This is a genomic window from Phormidium tenue FACHB-1050 (genome assembly GCF_014696925.1).
In the GTDB taxonomy this organism is placed as follows: domain Bacteria; phylum Cyanobacteriota; class Cyanobacteriia; order Pseudanabaenales; family Pseudanabaenaceae; genus Pseudanabaena.
In genome coordinates, this window is the sequence record NZ_JACJQY010000038.1 from 27,868 (window position 1) to 47,921 (window position 20,054).

Here is a 20,054-nt window from a genome sequence, read left to right on the forward strand (position 1 = left end):
TGTGGATACAGCCACAACCAAATCATCTAAATTATCTGAACTAAAGTCAGCAATTATTCGTGAGCCGTTGATCGTTAATGCTGGTGCAACTGTCGGAGAGCTTATTGGACAGGTTACACCCGATCATTTGTCATTTCATCAGGGTTAATCGGCTAAGTGCAAGCTGGCTCAAAAGCTCAGTGTGAGTGACGACATTAGCATACAGAGGAAAAATATTTTCGCAATAGAATGACTGCTCAAATGCAGTTCTTGCGGAGGTGCAATCGGAGAGAATTGTAACCTGATATCCTTGTTCATGCGCGGAACGTCCCGTGGAATCGATACAAACTGAGGTAACAGTTCCCGCCAAAACGATATTTTTGATCGCATGTTGTTGCAGGATTTCGTTTAGATTGGTATTAACAAAGGCGTTAAAACCACGTTTCCCTGGGACACGCAAAATCCGATGTTTAAATGGATTCAATTCTTCAATAGTTTTCGATCCTTCCGTTCCTTCTTGAAACGCCCCCACCTCTTTAATTGTTTTGAGAATACCAATTGGTTCAACTATTTCTTCATAACTAGACGTAAAGAAGATCGGTGTTTCTACAATCAATACTGAAGTGGGTTCCAAACAATCTAAGAGATGAATTGTATTAGATAATGCATTCGTAACTTTAGAAGACTCTTCAACTATGCCATGCAGAATTCCGTTAGGAGCAAAATAGTCATTTTGAAAACCGATCAGCAGTAAGGCTGTATTGTGCGTATCCATATATACTTCTAGACAAAAAATGTTGTATAGCAATGTAAGTTTTGCTTAGGACATAAAACCCAAAAGATGAGTGGCGGCGCGAAGCGCCGCCACTCATCTTTTGGGTTTTGATTTGTCCTAGCTATCTCTTGCATTGCTATATACAGACTTTAAGAAAGGTAGATTATCTTACCCAGTTTATGAAGTATATCAATCAGGATTTTATCTGAATTTGTCTAAATCACTATGTTTAGTTCTAAAATAAAAAACTGTATAGGTACTTCGGGGAATTCAACTTTGATAAACGGCTCAATGTATTTAATGATGGGTGTTTCAGAGATCAAAGTCCTCCGAGGCTAAAACCATTGAGCTTCAAGCATTTGCCCTAGAACACCTCCCCAAAACGCTTATTGAGCCAATATATTTATCTGCAAAAATTTGTGATTACATCAGCACTTACATTACTAGAGTTGCAATCAGCTATTATTCGTGAACCCTTAGTGGTGTCTGCCGATGCAACTGTCATGGAGGCGATCGCCTTAATGAGTAGTGGGCGATCGCAATGTGATGCGGAAAATCATAGCGACAATCATCTGCAACAATTTCAGCAAGAGGCAAGATCTAGCTGTGTCTTGGTATTAGAAGATGAAAAGTTGATCGGTGTAATAACTGAGCGCGATGTGGTACGCCTCAGCGCTCAACAGCAAAACCTCAATCGTCTATTAGTGCGTGAGGTGATGGCACATCCTGTGGTTACATTGCGCGAATCTGACCTTACAGATTTGTTTTTAGCAGTCAATCTACTCCAGCAATACCACATTCGCCATTTGCCACTTCTCGATGAGCAAGATCTCCTCGTGGGAATGGTAACTCACGAAAGTTTACGCCAAATTTCTCGCCCCATTGATCTGATGCGGCTGCGATTGGTGTCGGAGGTGATGACTCCTAATGTAGTGTGTGCTGCCTCTGATAGCTCGATGTTGGCGATCGCGCAAATGATGGCAGAGCAGAAAATTAGTTCGGTGATGATTGTTGAGACATGCATTACTGATACCTCCCTACAGATTCCTGTGGGCATAGTGACCGAGCGAGATGTTGTGCAGTTTCAAGCTCTAGGCTTAAACCTTGATACCTGTATCGCGTATACGGTGATGAGTACGCCGATTTTTGCGGTCAAGCCAGAGGATAACCTGTTGACGGTGCAGCAAATTATGGAGCAACGGTTGATTCGACGCTTGGCGGTGACAGGTGAATTTGGCGAGCTATTAGGAATCGTTACTCAGACCAGTTTGCTCCAAGCCTTAAATCCGACCGAAATCTATAATTTAGCCAAGATTTTAGAAGCAAAAGTAGAACAACTAGAATCAGAAAAAGTAACTCTGCTAAAACATCGCAATATTGAATTAGAACGTCAGGTTCATGAAAGAACCGTATTTTTAACGGAAGCAGAGAAAGCGCTACAAAAAATCAATCAATCATTAGAGTTAACAGTTCAAGAGAGAACTCAAGAGCTATGGCAAGTCAATAAACTGCAACGAGCAATTCTTGATGGTACGGATTACGCGATTATCTCCACTGACTTAAATGGCATTATTCAGACCTTTAATGCTGGTGCGGAAAAAATGTTGGGTTATAGCACAGAAGAAGTTATCGGTAAGATCACGCCCGAAATCTTCTTCGATCATCAAGAACTTATCAATAGGGCTTCTGATATTTCAACCGAAGGAGAAAAAAATACTTGGGGGTTTAGTTCATTCTTATCTATGGCGAATCAAGGGCTTCTTAGTGATGAATGGACGCATATTCGTAAAGATGGATCGCGCTTTTCTGTAGAGCTATCGGTGACACCCCTTAATGACGATAATGGGAAAACGATTGGCTTTTTAAGTGTCAGAAAAGATATTAGCGATCGCAAACAAGCTGAAAAAGCCTTAAAAGAAAGCGAACGTCTTTTCTCAATGTTGGTCTCTACTTCTCCTGTTGCCATTACTCGCTTCGATCTTAGCCCATTAGACTGTATCTACGTCAACGAACGTTGGAGCGAAATGACAGGAAGATCCGTCGCATCAGCAATGGGGAGAGGATGGCTCGACGCAGTGCATCCCGATGAGCGAGATATGATCAGAGGCTTGACAGAACATGAGTTCTTCTCGCCTTCATCTCGTCAATTTATGTTGACTGGGGAAGGCAGACATCTTCGCCCAGATGGCACTATTAACTGGTATTTTTCTCAACTTGTCAAAGAATTCAATGATAGCGGGGAAGTCACTGGCTACATCGGAACGTTAACTGATATTAGCGATCGCAAACAAGCCGAATTGGAACTACAGAAAGTAAGCGATCGCCTAGCCTTGGCACTTAATTCTGGAGCGATCGGCTGTTGGGAATGGGATATTCAACAGAACATTCTTGTTTGGGATGATCGGATGTATGAACTGTATGGATACTTAAAAGAAACTAACTCCCATATGCCTTATGAAGTCTGGGCAAACGCAGTACATCCCGATGATCTTCACACTACTGAGACTATACTCCAACAAGCCATATTAGGACAATTAGAATTCGATTATGAGTTTCGAGTCATTCATCCCGATCAAAGTATTCACTTCATTAAAGCCTATGGAAAGGTTAAACGAGATAGTCAAGGTAATGCTGAAAGTATGATTGGGGTTAACTTTGATGTTAGCGATCGCAAACAATCTGAAACAAAATTGCAGCTAGCTAACGAAGAACTGAAGCGTGCAACCAGACTCAAAGACGAATTTCTCGCCAATATGAGCCATGAACTGCGAACACCCCTCAATTCAATTTTGGGAATGAATGAGGGGCTACAGGAAGGAATATTTGGCCGTATTAATGAGCGCCAAATTCAAGTACTGCAAACCATTGAGATTAGCAGTACGCATCTTTTAACATTGATTAATGACATTCTCGATGTTGCCAAAATTGAGTCTGGACAAGTCACGCTAGAGCTAACAGCGACAGATATCAACAGCCTCTGCAATTCGAGCTTAGCATTTATCAAGCAGCAAGCATTAACCAAGCGAATTCAATTAATACCTAGAATTCCTAAGAATTTGCCAGAAATAATGCTAGATGAAAGGCGGATTCGACAAGTCTTAATCAATCTACTAAATAATGCCGTTAAATTCACTCTAGAAGGAGGGACTATCACGTTAGAAGTATCGCAAGTTCAACTTGAAAGTAGTACAACTAATCTAACGCCTCTAAATTACATAAAGATAGCCGTGATTGATACTGGAATAGGCATCTCGGCAGAGAACATCCAGAAACTGTTCCAACCCTTTATCCAAATCGATAGTGCTCTGAACCGTCAATATACTGGCACGGGATTGGGGTTGGCTTTAGTCAAAAGACTTGTAGAACTTCATGGAGGAACCATAGAACTGACAAGCGAGGTGGGAGTCGGTAGTTGCTTTGCGATTAATCTTCCCATTAATATCGGCGATCCAGCAATCGAAGAACAAACTGAGCATGACTTGTCAGGAGAGTCTCAGATCGGTCAAAGCCAAACTGAAGGACTAATTTCACCCTTAATTTTGCTTGCCGAAGATAACGAGGCTAATATTGCTACATTCTCCAGTTACCTCGAAGCTAAGGGCTACCGCATTTTATTGGCAACTGATGGACAACAGGCGATCAATTTTGCTAAAGCAGAGCAGCCCGATTTGATTTTGATGGATATCCAGATGCCAGTTATTGATGGATTAGAGGCAATTAAACAAATTCGTCTCGATCCCAATTTAGTTAATATTCCGATTATCGCCTTAACGGCTTTGGCAATGGAAGGCGATCGCGATCGATGTCTAGCCGCAGGAGCGAATGACTATCTCTCTAAACCCATCAAGCTCAAACAACTTAATCTCTTAATTCAGCAAGTTTTAGGCTCCGTGAAATAAGCGATTCCAAAATAGTGTAAGGCGGCGCGAAGCGCCGCCTTACACTATTTTGGTTTGTAGCTATAGCTATAAAATTACACTTTTGGTAATTGGTACTGAGCGATAATTCGTTTGGCAAATTCAGGGACGTGGGCTTCTAGTTTTTTGGGATAGTTGCGGCGCACGTAGAGGTAATTGCGGACAAAGTGGGAATCGATGGAAAAGCGCCCATATTCCAAACCTTTTGGCCCAATTTTATTCACTACAAAGCTAATGATCCAAGCTAGCCAAATTGGTAATGTTACCGCTTGATCGTATGCCGAAATACCCTGTTGAACAGCTGCACGGCGATCGCCTCCAGAGATCACAGGCTGAGTCTGCAATTGATCCTTGATTAACTCCAGCATCTCTTTGCCAGTCTCATTTCGTACTACGATCCATTGCCAGCCAAAGGTTGCACCCATATAGCCCACGACAATATCCGCGAGGGCATTGGTGTAGTCAAAGCAAGTCATGCAGGATGGCGCAAATACATCCTTGAGTTCCTTAGTATTTAAGCCAAAGAAAGGTACTAACTCCGTCGAACCGTCCGAATGCTTGAAATGTACATTAAAGTCCTGCATGAATTCGTAATGCACTACCGTTTCAGGCGATCGACTGGTGGTGTCCAGAAATTTCTGTAAGCCGTCTCTTGTGACATTATCTGTACAGGGTGTCCCCAATACATACAGCTTTTCTAAGCCCAGTTCTTTCTCGACAGTTCGCAGCGCTTGAATTTGGCAGCCGACACCGATCGCCAATAATCTTTTAATTCCCGACTGCTCAATCTGTTCTAATACTGAGAGATTGGGTGAAAGAGTCGGTTTATTAACCCGTGCGGCAAGAATTTCCTCACGATTTCGGGCAATTACAGGCTGTGGTTTAAAGCGATCGTCTTTGCTTGATTGCACACATACCACACCTTCGACTAGCCCTTTTTCGAGCATCTCGATCGCTAAAGTGGACACAATTCCTGTCCATTGCGCCCCCTCTATGGGTTCAGTTTTGCGGGCGGCGATCATTTCTTGATGCACACCGAAATAAAGTTCTTTTTCGTTATCGAGATCACGCGATCGACCGTGGGACTGAGTTTCGAGTTCATCGATATGCTGCGTGATAAATGCACAAGCATCTTTGACGTAATGAATGTAATAGGTATCACAGAGACCACACTCACTGCATAATTCTTTAGCAGGGCGACGCTGTGTATCCGCAAGAGCTTTGGCTTTGCGATGGGATGGGACAACCGACATTTTGCTATTTCTGACTATAAAGAGCTAGCTAGATCATAGCTTTTTTGGGTTGTTGAAGATATCTGAGAACGCAAAGCGTTCTTCTTAGCTTAGACAGAGGGGGCGCAAAGCGCCCCCCTCTGTCTAAGCTTTAAAAAGGAATTGAGATACAAAGATTTGTACCTACATTTTCTTGACTTTGTATGTCGATCTTTCCGCCATAAAACTCAACTAAAGTCTTGGCAAGAGACAAACCTAGCCCCATACCTTGCTGCTCATAAAATTGGCGCTCAAATTGGATAAATGCACCAATGTTGGCAATTTGCTGATCATTCATGCCCCGTCCATGATCTTGGATCGTAAATACCCATTCACTGTCAGTCATCTGACTGCTGATAACTATCTTGCTACCTTGTGGAGAATATTTGAAGGCATTATCGATTAACTCTTCACTGATTTTAGTTAAATCTTCTGACGAAACTGCAAGATTAATTGCGGCTAGATTTAGTTCTAGGTCATCTAGGCGATCGCATGATCTTGCCTTGAGATCGCCCAAATTGCTAATAATCATTTGGCTATCGCAGGGATAGGTCGAATTAAATCGGGTTTGACCTTGCGATCGCATTACCATTAATCGGCTATAAAGCAGATAGTTTTGGATCAGGCGATAGAGACGCTTCGCCGACTTATGAACGCCATCCGCATATTCATAAACTTCATAGGGAAGTAGCTCTTCACTTTGCATCATCATCAATTCTGACAGCCCCATAATCCCTGAGAGCGGAGTTTGCAACTCATGGGGCAGAGATAGGGTAATGCTAGTTCGCAATGCTTCCATTTTTTCCTCAATGCGTTGGTCGATTGCCTTTTGCTTACCTAGATGTACAGCGATCGCTTCTAGCAATTCATCCTTTGTACAGGGTTTCTCTAAATAGTCATCAGCGCCTAACGCCATACCTTTGCGAGTACTGCGTCGATCCATCATCGAGGTCAAAAAAAGAAAAGGGACTGTACTTAATGCTTTGTTTTGGCGCAATTGTTCGAGGACTTCATAACCGTTGAGGATTGGCATCATTACGTCACAAAGGATTAAGTCAGGATGCTTTTGGCTTGCCAGATTTACGCCTCTTTCACCATTTTCCGCAGTAATTACTTCAAATCCTTCTAATGAGAGAAGGTCTTCTAAAGATTCTCGAATTAAGTCTTCATCTTCGATGACTAATATACATGTCATGCTTTTGTGCGTTTTTATTCACATATTACCCATTTAGCGTTATAGCTGATCAACTAATTTCCGAGTAAACGAACCATAATAATTTTTATAAAAATTATTATGGTTTGGGATTGAGCGCAAAGGGTAGTAAGTTTGCTTAGGAATAAAAATTAATTAACTTGTGCAATTAAAACCAAAATTTGTTGTGGCGGGCGAAGCCCGCCACAACAAATTTTGGTTTTAATTAATTTTCATTCCTTAGGAAACTTAAACCTCAAAATTAAGGCGTTAATATACCTGACACACTAAAGTTTCAAGCCCTCACCCCTAGCCCCTCTCCCGCAGGAGAGGGGAACAAGAAATTTAATGTTTCTCCCCTTCTCCTGCGGGAGAAGGGGTTGGGGGATGAGGGGTGCGTTAAGTATATGAACCAAAAAACAAAACAGCGCCGCAAATCTTGCCACTCTATTTTGAATATCTGTCTAGCAAAATTGTAAAAATTGAGCCTTTAGGTTGATTATTGGTCACGGAGATCGCTCCTCGATGGGCTTCAATCATCATTTTGCAGAAAGAGAGTCCTAAGCCAATTTGAGAGACCCCCATCACAATGTTGCCAACTTCATACTTTTCAAAGATGATTTGTTTTTGTTCGGGGCTGATGCCAATGCCCCAGTCAATGACTTCAATCTTGATCAAATCTTGGCGATCAGGATTTTTGGGCAAACATTCGACTCTGAGAATAATAGAACTTTGATGGGGGGAAAACTTCAGGGCATTATCTACTAAATTGCCTAATACACGTCGAATTAAAGGGCTGTCGCCAGATATGTAAGCTGGCTCTGTGGGAAATTCACCCAAGATTTGAATTTGCTTATCATTGGAGATTGCTTCAAAATCCGCAATCACTAACTTTGCTACCTCGGTTATATCAAATTTACTGTGATTGAGAATGAGTTTATTCGCTTCGATCCTACCGATGGTCAAAATATCATCCACCAGCAAACGCATTTGCTCAATCGTTTGACCAATCTGGACTATTCTCTTTTTAGCGCGATCGGGTAGATCCAATACTTTGAGAGAGTCACACCCCAACAAAATGCCAATTAAAGGATTACGAAGGTCATGGACTATGGTTTGCATCATTTCTTCGCGTAGCATGATCGTCTCTTGGATGTGATCGTATTGCGACTTGATCCGCAACATCGATCGCACACGGGCGCGGAGTTCAGTGCTGTTAATTGGCTTACTAATAAAATCATCGGCTCCTGCATCAATGCAACGGGCGAGATCTTCTTTATCCGATAGGGCGGTAACGATAATAATCGGAATATGCTGCCAGTGGCGATCATTCTTAAGCCTCTGACAGACCTCGATGCCGTCCATATCTGGCATCATTACATCTAGCAAAACCAGATCAGGATTAATGCTCTCAAGAGAGGCGATCGCATCTGCTCCATTGTCCCGATGGTGCAGATCATATCCTTCTTTAAACAGCAAAATTTCAATTACATCAAAATTAGCTGGCTCATCATCTACAACTAAAATTACTTGTTTATTTCCCATAATGTTTTTATTTGGGTTGGGACAGCGCTAATAACTATCTACAGTACTTTGCGCTCAAACCCGAATCAAGAAATTTGTGAAAAGATTTGTTTTGTCGCACTTTCCAAAAATTTCTTGTGGTTCGTTTGATCAGAAATAGCTGTAAATTTGTGGACTAGGTTATACCAATTTACAAAAGTGTCGTCACACTTTTGTAAATTGAAAACTAAACCCAGCAAAGATTTTAAAAACACAAAATGTCGAAGCCACTTAGTGTTTTGGTATTAACTGACTATAGCTTCTATTCTGACAGGTTTTCATTTACCATGACTTAAGTACTTGTACAAAATAATTTCCCAAATTTAGTAAGGGTTTAACCATACTGTATTTGGGTTTGTAATTAATTTCGCGGAAACAGCTCATGACTTCAGATGTCAAAACCTTAGCGGCGATCGATGTTGGCACAAATTCCATTCATATGGTGATTGTGCAAATTCAGACTTCGATCCCTAGTTTTAGTGTGATTGAGTCAGAGAAGGCGACCGTGAGACTAGGGGAGCGCTGCGCTCAAACAGGAAACTTGACCGAAGATGCGATGAAGCGATCGCTAGAAGCTCTTAAGCGATGTCAAGAGATTTGTCGTACTTTTAAGGTTGAAGAAATCGTGGCTGTGGCGACGAGTGCGACAAGAGAGGCTCCTAATGGTCATGATTTTATCCGCCGCATTTATGAAGAAATAGGCTTGCATGTTGAAGTTATCTCAGGACAGGAGGAAGCTAGACGCATCTATTTAGGTGTTATTTCGGCGATGGAACTTAAGGATGAGCCACATCTTTTGATTGATATTGGGGGTGGTTCTACGGAGATGATCCTAGGAGATGGTCGCGATCCGATGCATCTTAGTAGCACTAAGATTGGCGCAGTTAGGTTAACGGATTTGTTTGTTAAAACTGATCCCATTTCTCAAACGGAATACGATCGCCTATTGGGTTATATTCTTGGCTCGATTGAGCGTCCTACTGATGATTTGAGATTTTTGCTTAAGGACAAACTTGACGGCAAAACGCTAAAGGCGATCGGTACATCTGGCACAATTGAGACGCTGATCTCTTTACATGCCAAGGAAAAGCTAGGGTTAGTTCCTAATCCTCTGCAAGGTTATGAGCTTCCCTTTACTGATTTAGAAAATATCGTCTGGCGGTTACGTCGAGCGAATTTAGAAGAACGCACAGTCATGGTTCGGCAAAAGAGAGCCGAGATTATCTTGGCGGGAGCCATAGTTCTCTTGGAAACCATGCGTCTCTTGGGAGTTCCCAAAATTATGCTCTGTCAACGAGCCTTACGTGAAGGCTTGGTGGTGGATTGGATGATTCGTCATGGATATATCGAGGATGGTTGGCGCTATCAAAGTACAGTTCGCGATCGCAGTATTCTCAAACTTGCTGATAAATATGGCATTGATACGAAATACGCCAAACATGTGGCGGAACATGCGCTGAGCTTATTCGATCAAACAAAGGGAATTTTCCATGAGTGGGGTGATGATGAGCGACATCTGCTCTGGGCAGCGGCGATGCTGCATAACGCAGGGCATCACGTCAGTCACGATGCTCACCACAAGCATTCCTATTATTTGATTCGTAATGGTGAGTTATTGGGATATACCGAGTCTGAGATTGAGGCGATCGCCAATCTCGCTCGTTATCACCGTAAGAGTGAACCCAAGAAAAAACATGACAATTTCCAGCGTTTAGATAATGAGCATTTAAAGCTATTTGTACGTCAAGCGAGTACGTTTTTGCGTTTAGCAACAGCCCTCGATCGTCGGCAAATTGGCGCGATCGCCGCGATTCGGGTAGTTTGTAATCCGCGTACTCGTGCTTGCTCGTTACAACTCACGCCTAGGCAGTCCCATGATCCCTGTACCCTAGAGCTTTGGAGTCTTGATTATAAGAAACAGCCGTTTGAGACTCAGTTTAACGTTACGCTATCAGTGTCCTTAGAGTAGAAAGGTTTGGCACTTGTGCTAAATCTCTCTAGTGCCGAATCTCTCTATTGAGATTTATATTATGGAAGGCTCCCTTTCTTTAATCATTATTATTGCGATCGCCGCAGGGATTTTTGCCCGTGTCATAGCGAATTTTTTTCGTGTGCCGAGCATTGTATTTCTGCTGATTTTTGGTGTGGCGCTGGGAGGAAATGGCTTAAATTTAGTACAGCCACGCTTATTGGGGGATGGCTTAGAGGCGATCGTTTCGATTTCTGTAGCTCTGATTTTGTTTGATGGGGGACTGAATCTCCAACTAAAGGAACTGGGCAAGGTTTCGGCAAGTTTACGCAATTTAATTACAATTGGAACTTTGATTACCCTAATTGGTGGTGGCATTGCTGCCTATTGGTTGAGTGAGTTTCCTTGGACGATCGCTTTTTTATATGCGGCTTTGGTGGTTGTGACAGGACCGACAGTAATCAATCCAATTATTGAAGAAGTGGGACTCGATCGCCGCCTTGCCACGATTCTCGAAGGGGAAGGAGTGTTAATTGATGCGATCGGGTCAGTGCTAGCTGTGGTCGTCCTTGATGTCGCCTTAAACCCAACTTCTAGTGCCTTTGCTGTGGTTAGCGATCTCGGCTTGCGGCTAGGGGTTGGTGGTGTGCTAGGGGCGATCGCAGGGTGGTTACTGGGTAAATTTTTGCAACGTGCGGCTTTTCTTGCCGAAGATACTAAAAGTGCGGTGGTCGTGGCGGCGGTTTTAGGACTATTCGGCATTGCTCAAGAAATCCAAAGTGAATCGGGACTAACAGCCGTTGTCTTGATGGGGCTTGTCTTACGGGCTTCCGAAATTCCCAATAGTCGTGACTTGCTTAAATTTAAGAGTCAACTTGTAGCTCTTATAGTTTCCGTTTTATTTATTTTACTGTCGGCAAATCTTTCCATTCCTAGTATCTTTGCCCTTGGTTGGGGTGGGGTGCAGACAGTTCTCTTTCTAATGTTTATTGTCCGTCCGATCAATGTGATTGTCAGTACATGGAATAGCAGCTTCACATGGCGACAAAAGGCTTTCTTGTCATGGTGTGCGCCGAGAGGGATTGTGGCGGCTTCGGTAGCTTCGCTCTTTTCGATTTTATTAACCGAACGCGGAGTCAATGGTGGTGAATCGATTAAGGCGTTAGTTTTCCTGACGATCGCGATGACGGTGTTTTTGCAAGGATTATCCGCCAAATTGGTGGCGAAACTTCTAGGACTCAATCAGCCTGATATTTCTGGATTGGTGGTTGTCGGCAGTAATCCCATTGGAATTTTGGTGGCGAGACTATTTCAAGCGAATGGACAGCGGGTGGCGATCATTGACACTAGTGCGGAACTTTGCAAACAAGCTGCTGAGTATGATATTCCCGCTTTTGTGAGCAATGGTTTAGATGCGAAGTCTCTAGCTGAAGCAGGGCTTGACTCAGTAGGAACCTTTGTGGCTCTGACGATTAATACCGATGTGAATATCGTGATTGCTCAACTTGCGGTCAAAGAGTTTAAACCACCCAGAGTTTTTGCTGTTTATGTCAAAGAGGCTGAGAGCGATCGCAATGGTGAGCCAGAAGTCCAGCAAGCTTTTAGCGCCCGTGTTCCGATTAAAACTTGGAATCAATACGTTTTACAAAGAGAAGTAAGAGTGGGTGAATTTTTGCTCACCGAAGAAGAACTACAAGAGCAGTTAAATCGTTTTAATACGATGTTTAATGCAGGAATATTGCTGCCATTGCTGTTTGAGCGCAAAGGTCAATTACAAATCGTATCCGCAGATATGACATGGGAAAAAGGCGATCGCATTTTATATTTGTTATATACTCCTAAAGCTTTACCCCCTGCTCAATCCGAAGTTCTACCACCCAAAACGTTAGACATCACACCAATGGTTCTTTCGGATCTAGACATAGCCCAAAAGACTAGTGATTCTAATGGAGCTGGTTCACGCAGCAATAAAAATAATGATAGTTCTACTAGTCCCGATTATTTCTTGAAGATGGCAAAGGATATTTTAAATAGGCGATCGCCTTAAATGTAAAGCAATTGATTAGCAATTTTATTGGTTGTTAAAGTACTCCAAAACCCAAGAATCGAGTGGCGGCGCGAAGCGCCGCCACTCGATTCTTGGGTTTTATGTCCTAATGCAGGTGACTATAGCTATATCCTTACAATTCATTAGATCGTTGTAGCATCTTCAAAAGTTTTGTGTGGTTTTGCCAAATTGTCACTCTGCTATTTTGATAAACTTTTGCGATGAAAGGAGCTTGATTCCCTTTGATAAATCTCTTGATGCTGTCTATAGCCTGAATAAAAGTTTGTGCCATTTCTTCACCACTTGCATCTCCAATCGCTAAAACAAAAACTCTGGCGTTAGAACTAGCGATCGCTATTTGCTCGGAGGGTGTACGTCCCAGATTAGCGTCTTTTGTCAGGACAATCCATCCTCGACGACTGACTTCGGGTAGCCATTCGACATCTGGAGAATTGGGGGCAAAATGATCGATATGCGCTTCGGCATTTGCGCCTGCGTTGCGTAGGATTTTGACTAAATTTTTGCCTAAGGCTCTATCTATAAAAAAGATAGGCTGATCAGTGTTTTTCTTATTCACGCGCTTTGAGGAGGGAGTTCGTAGCGGATTGCTTCTTCGATTTGGAGTCTTGTGCAGCCGTAGTCTTCAGCAAGTAAATCTATAGAATCTCCTGCTCGATAGCGTTCGGCAACGATGGATGTGGGAATGCCTGTATCAGCGATCGCTAACCGCCCAAAGGATACGGTGGGATCAAAAACAAGAAGTTTTGGGCTATCGGATTGATTTGGGCGCAGGTTGGGGAATAGGCGAATGGCAACTTGGCGATCGTATTCGATGCGTTTGAGAAGTTGGTTGAGGGTTTGGCGCATGGCTAACTGTCCATTTTCGGAGGCGTTAATCAGTTTTCCTACGGATTCGACAAAGAGGTTTACGCCATCGGTCTGGAAGTCGATGCTTGCGAGGGGATGTGGGGTGGCAAATTCACGTTCGATGTAGTCAAGGGCAGTGCGAACTTTGTCTAGACGGATATTATGATCTTGGCGAATCACTCGTAATACATGGGCTTCTACGAGGTTGATAAATGATAGTTGTGAAAACTCGGTGCTGGGACGCTGGATCAGCGGTGCGGAAAATTGTTGTCCGTCTTTAGTGTTGTAGGTACGCCCATGTAGCCAAGCTTGTAATGTACCCGATGGAATTCGCAGGTAACGAGCGGCATCGGCTACTGTATAGGCTGGAAGGTTTTGAAGTTTGGCTGCATTGGTCATTTTTGATTTAGCCGATCGCTAAGGTTGTTAATGGTTGAATAGTTTGTAATTCATCATTTTCCGTTTGTTGAGTGTGATATAGATCCCAACATTGTTGAAGATTCATCCAGAAGTCTGGTGATGTGGAAAAGAATTTAGCTAGGCGCAGGGCGGTGCTTGAGGTTATGCCTCGGCGGCGATTGATGATTTCATTTACTCTTTGATAGGGGACGTGAATGGAATTGGCTAGGTCTTGCTGTGTTAATCCCAACGGAATGAGAAATTCTTCTAGTAACATTTCCCCTGCGTGGGTTGGTGGGCGATGGGTTAGTATGCGTGTCATATTTAATACTTCTATGCCACTCCATAGCCTGTATAGGGTCTTTTATAGGGAGGTTGTAAACCTAGCACTATATCTTCTTTGGGAATACCGAACTCTAGTAACTCTTGTCCTACGTCAATATCAGTTGTATTTTGCTGTAGCCAGATTTTTCCGTCTTTGATATCAAAATGCAGAACAGTATGATAGACCCGCTTCAAGCCTTTCCAGCCAATACGCATCAGTTGATAGCGATCGCGATCGGTGTCAAAAATCAACTCACTCTGTACATCGTCTTGAGTTTTAAAATGACTATGCTTTTCCAGAAGATTTTGAATGTATAGACGGTAATTTTCTAGTTTATCCATTTGATTATCTCCTCAGCGATGGGTTCATAAACAATCAGCTTTAACTTATAGCGATCAATCGATACTTGGGCAAAGCGGCTTTGAAAGAATGTTTCATAGGCATCTAGGGGAATTGCTAAATAAAGTTGGCGATCGGGTTCATTAACTTCTAGCATAATTCTATAGTTTAGAAATTGCCCCAGTGCTGTGTGAAAGTCGCTAATAGCGGATGTGCTGATGAAGCTTTTAATTTCAACTGCAATTTTTTGTTGATCTCGTTCGGCGGCGATCAAGCGCTCGGCAGCTAGGTCAATTTTAACTTTAACTTCTTCCCATTCAAGTTCTAGTGGGTCGTCAGTTATTTGCCAATGGTCTTTTTCTAACCCTCGTCTAACTGCATCGTGAAAAAGATCTTTTGCTGACATTTTACTTTTTTACTCCTCATCGGCGCTAAATCCATCAAAAAAGGCGATTGTAACTTTCAAGATGACACTATTCTCGGCGTAGTGTTTAGTAGCTTCACTGAGAGCAGCTTTACCACCATTTAGCCAACGTTCTGGGTTGAGAATTTGTGTCCAGAGAATTTTCCATTTGTCAGGATGGTTTGTTTTAATCTCTTCAAATGTAGCTTTAACGATATCTTTTGCTTCTGCTTCAGTTGCAGAGGGATAGGTTTTAGCTAATTGATCGAGTAAGTCTTGAATTTCTTTAGCTGCATCAGCTAGATTTTGTTTTTGCTCAGGGGCAAAATTATTTTCGTTGTAAACTCCGATATTATCGATCAATTTACCGATTTTAGCTCCGCGAAGATCGTATTTAGGTGAGTCTTGTTTAGGTTCGTCTGGCATATTTTTAATAGCTTTAGTGAGTTCCTTTAAAGTGTTCTCTAAAGGATTAGCATGATTTTCTGTTTCCTGCAAAGGTGTATCGTAGATCTTGTAGTTGTAGTATTTGCATCGGGCTTGGATGGCGGTGATGACTGAGAGGGCTTGTTGGCTGGCTTCTGTGGGGATAAGGGTGAGGAGATGGGGGAGTTGTTGGGTGAGGATGGGTAAGTTGCGATCAGCTTTAATAAAATCTTTGAGAGATTCTGCGGCACTCCAGCTTACATTGGAATCTAGATCCTCAAGGGTAATAATAAGAGGCTTAATAGCTTTATCATTACAAATATTTCCTAATGCATCTGATGCTTTGTAGCGAATATCGGAATTTTCTTCCGTGAGAGCATCAATAAGACAGATGACAACTTTGTCATTCTCTATCTTTTCTAATGCCCATTTTGCATTGCAACTTATATCATTATCTTCGTCTTTAAATGCAGAAAAAAGAGACTCAATAGCTTTATCATTACCGATTTCGACTAAAGCTTTTGCTGAGTTACCTCTAATAAATAAGTTCTTGTTTTTGAGAGCAGAACTGAGTGCTTTAACAGCTTGATCATTACCAATCTTGACTAATGCTTTTGCTGCGTTACTATGAGTATAGAAGTCCTTATTTGTGAGAGCGGAACTGAGTGCTTCAACAGCATCTTCATTGGCAATCTTGACTAATATCCCTACTACTTCTCTACGCGCACACGAATCTTTATCTTTGAGAATATGACTAAGAGCATTAATAACTCTATCACTACTAATTTTGACTAGTGCCTTGTCGGCTTCCAAACGTACACTAAAATTATCCGTTGTAAGAGCGTGAATGAGCGCTTCAACTGCCTTGTCGCTGCAAATCTTCCCTAACTCTGATGCTGCTCTCCTCCGAACACATTCATCTATATCGGTTGTAAGATAATGAATGAGTTCTTCAACTGCTTTATCACTACTTATCTTACCCAATTCTTCTACCGCTTTCCAACGCATATAGGAATCGACATTTTCTAAATTAGGAAAAATAGCTTCAGTTGCGCTTTCATTTTTAATCATAATTAATGCAGTTTCAGAATCCCAGCGCACATTACAATCTTGATCTTTGAGGGCTGTAGTAATAGCGACAACTGCCTGATCACTACCAATATTTTGTAATGCTTTTACGGCATTTCTTCGCACATAAATATCTTCATCTTCGAGAGCATGAACCAGAGTCTCAAATGCTTTATTACCACTAATATTTTCTAATGCTTTTATAACTTCTCTACGCACATCAACATTTTCATCCTCGAAAGTGCAAATAAGAGTTTCAACTATTCTGTCAATGTTGCTATCAGCTTTACTTAATATTTTTACTGCTTTTTTTCGTACATCAGGATTTGTATCTTTGAGGGCATAAATAAGAGGATCGATTACTTGGTTACTATCAATTTTGCCTAATGACTGTACAGCATTTCTACGCACGCCAAAATCTTCATCATTTAGGGAATGGATAAGAGGCTCAATTACCTTGTCACTACTAATATTACCTAATGATCCTGTAGCATTCCAACGCACAACAAAATCTTGATGTTTGGCAGCGTGGCTGAGAGCTTCAATTGCTATGTTAATGTCAATATTAACTAGTGCTTCAGATGCATTCTTATGCACATAATAATCTATATCGCTGAGAGCATTACAGAGAGGCTTAATTGCCTTGTCACTAATAGTCTTACCTAGTGCATCTGCTACATTTCTACGCACATAAACATCTTCATCCTTGAGAGCATTACAGAGAGGCTCAATTGTCTTGTCACTAGCAATCTTACCTAGTGCATCTGCTACATTTCTACGCACATAAACATCTTCATCCTTAAGAGCATCACTGAGAATCTCAATTGACTTATCGCTGCGAATCTCACCTAGCGCACTTGCTGCTTCGCAACGCATATAAGAATTTGTGTCTTTGAGAGCATGAACAAGAGAATCTACCACTTTATCGCTACCAATATTAACAAATGCTTCCACTGCTTCCCAGCACATATAAGGTTCTATATATCCGAGATTAAGAATGACAAGATTGATTGCAACATCAGATCTCGTTTCTCCTAAAAGCTTTATCGCATATAACTTAGGAATTTTCCGTTCTTCTATTTCCCGAATCAACAACCCAACAGTTTTCTCCTGAAACCCATACTTCACCGCACCAGCCAACCTCGCCCCCAACCGCAAATCCACATCCAACGCCAGCCGTACCAGACTCACCGCTTGATCCTCTCTATCCTCGCAATCCAACATCAACGCTAGAGATTCTGTCCAATCTAAATAGTTAAGATAACTTTTCTGAATCTCCTCATTAGTTAAGCTGTCTAATTGCTTTCGCAAGTATTCAGCCGCATAATATTCTTGAATTAGTTGATGACGAAACTCAATTATCTGATCAGTTTTTATTTGAATAAGATGATACTTCAATAAATTTTCTAGCCATTGCTTAGCATAATCACAGGGATTATCAAGCTTCTTATTATCTAAAAGTTTTGCAAGAATATTCTCAGCTTCAAACTTAGGGATCTCTAACCGTAATCCATGAGGATCATTTTGGGGCATCATTGCAAATGCTATCTGCGGGAGTAAATCAGGCAACCAACGTTTGTATTTATCATCAACTGGAATATCCCCTTGGATTTTATGATCATACGAGTCTGCAAATGCTCTAAATGGAGAGCCTAAACTTGCTGGAAGTCCATCCTCTCGCTGACGAGCAATATCACATAGCATTGACAACAGCAAAGGCGTTTCGCCAAGTCTCCTCAACCGATCGCCTAATCGATTTAACATTTGCTCACTTTGCTGAGGCAAACACTTTTCGATAAACTGACGCATCTCGCGATTGCTTAATGGCAGCATCTCCATTTGCTTAGCAATCCCCAAGTTACGACTCACCCCTAGCACCCTAGTCGTGAAAATCATCGGTGTTTTTCGATACTTCTTGCGAAAAGCTTCTACATCATGACTGGGATTCCGATCTTGAAAATAGGAAGGTAACTCGTTTATACCATCTATCAAAAGCAGTAAACGACCAGCAAACAAAAGATCTATTATCGTTTCTTCATTTAGCCGTCTTTGAATACCAGTTTCCAAAACGTCTTGGATTAAAGCAATTATAGAGGGGAAACTTTGCCAAGAGCGTAGTTTTACTAGCACAGGAATTAAAGCTTCTGAATTGCTTTGAGCTTCCTGAGCCTTGTTCAATAGCAACTGTTGTAAAGCTGTTGATTTTCCCGAACCTGCTTTCCCCATCAACAACACATGATCCTGTGCATACTTGTATATTTCAAGTACAGGTATTGGTGGCTCAGCGTTTTGATCTTTGTCCGCCTCTTGCTTAGATCCCTTTTTGTTTTCTGGTTGTGGCTGTACAACCTGCATCTTTAGCTCAAAAAAATCAGGTTGAGATTGCTCACAGTCGTCATCCATCAGCGTATACAAACGCAATGATTCATGACAGGTTGCTACCACTGACTCTAAATAACCATCAAAACAAATCTCCGTACCCATGCCGTAAATTAACCCCGTAGGACATAGCGGCGACAATATCTTCGCGTGAGGAATTGCAACAATATTAGCTTAAATTTTCAAGTTAAAATATTCCGACTGAAATAGCGATCGCCTCCCAAACACAACCACAAACCACCAAAAGCAAAATACTCATGAGTGAATCAATTAAAGCAACCCGCGCCACCGTTGCGATCGGCGCATTAACTGTCGATGCTTTTATGTTACCCGATGGTAGTTATCGAATGTCTCAGACTCAAGCAGCAGATCTAGTAGGATTAAGCGAACGAAACGCCCGCGAATTTTTGGACTCTAAGACCTTTGAACGCTTAGCAGGAGAGGGCTATACGCCCGCGATATTTGATATTGATAGCGAACAATCACGCGGTCAAAGTCGCTTTAGAGGCTTACCGTTAGAGGTCGTGGTTATCTACTGGGTTTATCAGTGCTATCGAGGTAACAAACAAGCCTTTTCGCTATTAATTGCCCTTGCTACTGAATCTCTAGAGCGTAGATTTGACAATGCTTTTGGTGTGGTTCGGACAGAACAAGAGCGCAACGATACAACTACGATAAAAATCAAAGCTCTTGAACAAGCACTTTCTAGTTTGGGTGAAGGTTTTGCGATTGATGATGAGATCCGCCGTGAATTAAATGAACTGAAAACATGGCTGAGAGATCATGCCATTGATCCCTATGAGTTGCCGAATAGCGATCGCAAATAACTATCAAAACAAATCTCAGCACCCATGCCGTAAATCAACCCCATAGGACATAGCGGCGAAATATTTGCTATATCATAACTTTTTTAGATTAAAAATCAAACAAGCTTCCTAAACAGCACAGGTTTAAGATCCCCGACTTTTTCTAAGCAAGCAAAGTCAACTTGCAAATTTACAAAAAAAGTCGGGGATCTGTGACTTTACAGTTTTCTTTTGCTTACTTGCTTAAGCCAAAAGGCGATCGCGCGTTACTTTACTTTTTAGGGGTAAAATCTAAAGGATTTTCTTGTACATTTACCTAAAAAATTTTG

Annotated in this window: 15 protein-coding genes; 5 read left to right on the forward strand and 10 right to left on the reverse strand. The window is 41.9% G+C overall.

Annotation, left to right across the window (positions count from 1 at the left end):
- Position 1: 1 nt before the first annotated feature.
- On the forward strand, positions 2 to 148 hold the full coding sequence (locus tag H6G05_RS19060; protein WP_190580377.1) for a hypothetical protein: 147 nt from the start codon (positions 2 to 4) through the stop codon (positions 146 to 148).
- Here the strand turns inward: H6G05_RS19060 and H6G05_RS19065 are convergent.
- Positions 131 to 754 (reverse strand): cysteine hydrolase family protein, encoded by a 624-nt coding sequence (locus H6G05_RS19065; protein ID WP_190580379.1) that lies wholly within the window; start codon positions 752 to 754, stop codon positions 131 to 133. The two genes, H6G05_RS19060 and H6G05_RS19065, sit on opposite strands and share 18 nt — an antisense overlap.
- Positions 755 to 1,173: 419 nt before the next feature.
- On the opposite strand from H6G05_RS19065, the gene H6G05_RS19070 reads away from it, so the two are divergent.
- Entirely contained in the window at positions 1,174 to 4,653 is a 3,480-nt protein-coding gene (locus H6G05_RS19070; protein ID WP_199310651.1) for a PAS domain S-box protein, read from the forward strand.
- A 74-nt stretch (positions 4,654 to 4,727) separates the two neighbouring features.
- On the opposite strand, the gene H6G05_RS19075 is transcribed toward H6G05_RS19070, so the two are convergent.
- From H6G05_RS19075 to H6G05_RS19085, 3 genes are all read right to left on the reverse strand, one after another.
- Positions 4,728 to 5,924, reverse strand: coding sequence for a Coenzyme F420 hydrogenase/dehydrogenase, beta subunit C-terminal domain (locus H6G05_RS19075; protein ID WP_190580381.1), 1,197 nt, complete (start codon positions 5,922 to 5,924; stop codon positions 4,728 to 4,730).
- 130 nt (positions 5,925 to 6,054) lie between these two features.
- Entirely contained in the window at positions 6,055 to 7,137 is a 1,083-nt protein-coding gene (locus H6G05_RS19080; protein ID WP_190580383.1) for a hybrid sensor histidine kinase/response regulator, read from the reverse strand.
- Between the two features lie 444 nt (positions 7,138 to 7,581).
- Positions 7,582 to 8,679, reverse strand: coding sequence for a hybrid sensor histidine kinase/response regulator (locus H6G05_RS19085; RefSeq protein ID WP_190580385.1), 1,098 nt, complete (start codon positions 8,677 to 8,679; stop codon positions 7,582 to 7,584).
- Positions 8,680 to 9,079: 400 nt separating this feature from the next.
- Here H6G05_RS19085 and H6G05_RS19090 point away from each other — a divergent pair, with 400 nt between their 5' ends.
- Positions 9,080 to 10,666, forward strand: a complete 1,587-nt coding sequence (locus H6G05_RS19090) for a Ppx/GppA phosphatase family protein (RefSeq protein WP_190580387.1) — start codon at positions 9,080 to 9,082, stop codon at positions 10,664 to 10,666.
- A 61-nt stretch (positions 10,667 to 10,727) separates the two neighbouring features.
- A complete protein-coding gene (locus H6G05_RS19095; protein WP_190580389.1) occupies positions 10,728 to 12,713 on the forward strand; it encodes a cation:proton antiporter in 1,986 nt (661 codons plus the stop codon).
- A 133-nt stretch (positions 12,714 to 12,846) separates the two neighbouring features.
- Here the strand turns inward: H6G05_RS19095 and H6G05_RS19100 are convergent, their stop codons facing one another.
- From H6G05_RS19100 to H6G05_RS19125, 6 genes are read right to left on the reverse strand one after another with little or no spacing between them, the layout of a single operon-like run.
- On the reverse strand, positions 12,847 to 13,290 hold the full coding sequence (locus H6G05_RS19100; RefSeq protein ID WP_190580391.1) for a PIN-like domain-containing protein: 444 nt from the start codon (positions 13,288 to 13,290) through the stop codon (positions 12,847 to 12,849).
- Positions 13,287 to 13,979, reverse strand: coding sequence for a DUF433 domain-containing protein (locus H6G05_RS19105; RefSeq protein ID WP_190580393.1), 693 nt, complete (start codon positions 13,977 to 13,979; stop codon positions 13,287 to 13,289). Before H6G05_RS19105 ends, H6G05_RS19100 begins: the two co-directional genes overlap by 4 nt.
- 7 nt (positions 13,980 to 13,986) lie before the next feature.
- Entirely contained in the window at positions 13,987 to 14,301 is a 315-nt protein-coding gene (locus tag H6G05_RS19110; protein WP_190580395.1) for a HigA family addiction module antitoxin, read from the reverse strand.
- Between the two features lie 11 nt (positions 14,302 to 14,312).
- The gene (locus H6G05_RS19115; RefSeq protein WP_190580397.1) at positions 14,313 to 14,645 is read right to left on the reverse strand and encodes a XisI protein; all 333 of its coding nucleotides are present in this window, start codon (positions 14,643 to 14,645) and stop codon (positions 14,313 to 14,315) included.
- Positions 14,633 to 15,049, reverse strand: a complete 417-nt coding sequence (locus H6G05_RS19120) for a XisH family protein (RefSeq protein WP_190580399.1) — start codon at positions 15,047 to 15,049, stop codon at positions 14,633 to 14,635. The genes H6G05_RS19115 and H6G05_RS19120 overlap by 13 nt, the downstream gene beginning before the upstream one ends.
- A gap of 9 nt (positions 15,050 to 15,058) precedes the next feature.
- A complete protein-coding gene (locus H6G05_RS19125) occupies positions 15,059 to 19,024 on the reverse strand; it encodes a HEAT repeat domain-containing protein (RefSeq protein ID WP_190580401.1) in 3,966 nt (1,321 codons plus the stop codon).
- Positions 19,025 to 19,176: 152 nt separating this feature from the next.
- Here H6G05_RS19125 and H6G05_RS19130 point away from each other — a divergent pair, with 152 nt between their 5' ends.
- Positions 19,177 to 19,746: a hypothetical protein gene (locus H6G05_RS19130; RefSeq protein WP_190580403.1), complete on the forward strand. Its 570-nt coding sequence runs from the start codon at positions 19,177 to 19,179 to the stop codon at positions 19,744 to 19,746.
- The last annotated feature ends 308 nt before the right edge of the window (positions 19,747 to 20,054 follow it).

Excerpts from the sequence above, each read along its gene's own strand:
- H6G05_RS19065 (WP_190580379.1), bottom strand. The coding sequence starts at position 754 with ATGGATACGCACAATACAGCCTTACTGCTGATCGGTTTTCAAAATGAC.
- H6G05_RS19075 (WP_190580381.1), bottom strand. The coding sequence starts at position 5,924 with ATGTCGGTTGTCCCATCCCATCGCAAAGCCAAAGCTCTTGCGGATACA.
- H6G05_RS19080 (WP_190580383.1), bottom strand. The coding sequence starts at position 7,137 with ATGACATGTATATTAGTCATCGAAGATGAAGACTTAATTCGAGAATCT.
- H6G05_RS19085 (WP_190580385.1), bottom strand. The coding sequence starts at position 8,679 with ATGGGAAATAAACAAGTAATTTTAGTTGTAGATGATGAGCCAGCTAAT.
- H6G05_RS19090 (WP_190580387.1), top strand. The coding sequence starts at position 9,080 with ATGACTTCAGATGTCAAAACCTTAGCGGCGATCGATGTTGGCACAAAT.
- H6G05_RS19095 (WP_190580389.1), top strand. The coding sequence starts at position 10,728 with ATGGAAGGCTCCCTTTCTTTAATCATTATTATTGCGATCGCCGCAGGG.
- H6G05_RS19105 (WP_190580393.1), bottom strand. The coding sequence starts at position 13,979 with ATGACCAATGCAGCCAAACTTCAAAACCTTCCAGCCTATACAGTAGCC.
- H6G05_RS19110 (WP_190580395.1), bottom strand. The coding sequence starts at position 14,301 with ATGACACGCATACTAACCCATCGCCCACCAACCCACGCAGGGGAAATG.
- H6G05_RS19115 (WP_190580397.1), bottom strand. The coding sequence starts at position 14,645 with ATGGATAAACTAGAAAATTACCGTCTATACATTCAAAATCTTCTGGAA.
- H6G05_RS19120 (WP_190580399.1), bottom strand. The coding sequence starts at position 15,049 with ATGTCAGCAAAAGATCTTTTTCACGATGCAGTTAGACGAGGGTTAGAA.
- H6G05_RS19125 (WP_190580401.1), bottom strand. The coding sequence starts at position 19,024 with ATGGGTACGGAGATTTGTTTTGATGGTTATTTAGAGTCAGTGGTAGCA.
- H6G05_RS19130 (WP_190580403.1), top strand. The coding sequence starts at position 19,177 with ATGAGTGAATCAATTAAAGCAACCCGCGCCACCGTTGCGATCGGCGCA.